2 protein-coding genes are annotated in these 1,684 nt (G+C 59.0%); both read left to right on the forward strand.

Translation table 11 applies throughout. From position 1 onward, the window contains the following. Positions 1–242, forward strand: a 242-nt coding sequence (locus tag AC1DUU_RS31355; RefSeq protein ID WP_476787199.1) for a glycosyltransferase, incomplete at its 5' end; no start/stop codon positions are given. Positions 243–455: 213 nt separating this feature from the next. After that, a partial coding sequence (locus tag AC1DUU_RS31360; protein ID WP_476787200.1) for a DUF6212 domain-containing protein occupies positions 456–1,684 on the forward strand: 1,229 nt, incomplete at its 3' end.

Genomic DNA, 1,684 nt, shown 5'->3' on the forward strand with positions numbered 1-1,684 from the left:
GTGCTCTCGTCATCGGCTCCGATACCGCGCCTGTCCGCGAGGTCATCAGTTCGGGCCGCAACGGAGTTCTGGTACCGTTCTTCGACACGGACGCTCTCGCCGAGACGATCCTCGAAGTCCTGAAGAGCCCGGACAGCTTCGCTGACCTCAGGATCGCCGCGCGCCGGGCTATCGAGCAGCGCTTCCGGCTGGATGCATGCATTGCGAACCAGGTTGCTCTGGTTGCAAAAATGACGGGATAGCCTTCCTTTCCATCGGCGAAATGCAGATTGCGCAATTATTACTTCAAGTTTTGAAGTATACTTTCAAGTAAATTCCTGATTTTTATTATTGTCCGTAGTCGCATTTGTTGCTACGTGTCTTCTCGAATGGTTGTCAATGATTTGTGCCGTCTGATTGAATTCAGATTTCGAACTATATTACTATTTTTTTGAGGGTGATGCGTGCAAATGTTGATGTCTTCTGGCGGGAAGCAATCGACGGCGAGTATAAAGCTGATTGCTGCGTCAGAACTGGATCGGGCGAACCTTCAAAAGGCTGGAATTGAACATCTAGTCGTCTTTCTCGACGACTGCATACGTTCGCAACCGATCCTCAAGAACACCTTTCCTCTCATTGCCATAGCTTTTTCGGAAGAAGCCGAAGCTGACCTGAGGGACGCGCTCGTCTCGCTCAGGCGGCTTGCCACGGTGCCGGAAGTCCCCGTCCAGCGGCTCGATGCCCGAAACGGGGCCGAGATGTGCACGCTCATTGTTGCGCTGGCCGAGGGTGGGTTGGGGCGGCTGTCACGGTTCACTGCCTCGATGTCTTCGGAACTCGCCATGCTTCGCCGGGAGCGCGAGGTGCTGTTCGAGAACTACCGCGCGCTCGAAGATGCGTTCCAGGCGCGTAACTGGGAGCCGGTGGCGGAAGTCTTTGCGCATGATCCCTATGTCGACCCGAAGGACGAGGGTATCGGTCAGTTACTGTCGAGTTCCTATGTCGAGCAGCTTCTGCCGGTCTCCAGCCAGGGCGTGGCCGGCATCGCCCTCCATCTCAATTCAGTGCCTAGGGACGGCGTCGAGCTGGTCGTCACGCTGAGCTATGTCGAGAGCCGCGAGGGCGTGGCCGAGTGGAGCGTTCCCGCTTCAAAGCTCGTCGCGAACTGGAATTTCTTCTCGCTGCCGCGGGCTTGCGGACTTGGGGCGAAGACATTGCGGCTGCGGGTGTCGACCACGGGTCACGAGACGGTCGGGCTGTCGCTTGGCGTCCCGATTGCCAGCGAGCGCTACACGGCCAGGTCGGAGGCCTCGCATCCCGACCTTGATTTCAGGCCGCTGGCATTCCGCGTTTTCACAGGACTGCCCGGCGTCAAGCCAGCTCGTATGCCAAACATGATCGCGCCCACCGACCTGCTCGACGGCCAGTTCATCGAAGATTACCGCCTGGCGCCGGCCCTGCTGAGCCGAATCGTCGATGTTTCAGTCTCGCCAGTTGTCCCCGAATTCCAGACCGTCCGCTTCCTCGAGCACGAGCACGCGGTGGTGTGTCATCCGCTGCCGAGCGGAATATCTGCCGGCGCTGTCAGCCGCGCAGTCGAGCCCGGAACCATTTCGTTCTCGGCGAGCGCCGTGATCGACCATCCGGAAGGGGCTCCGGCGGCCGTCAGTTTCCTGCTTGCCCCGGCAAATGCCAACGCACGATC

The sequence above is a fragment of the Aminobacter sp. P4_H6_2 genome (assembly GCF_056400805.1).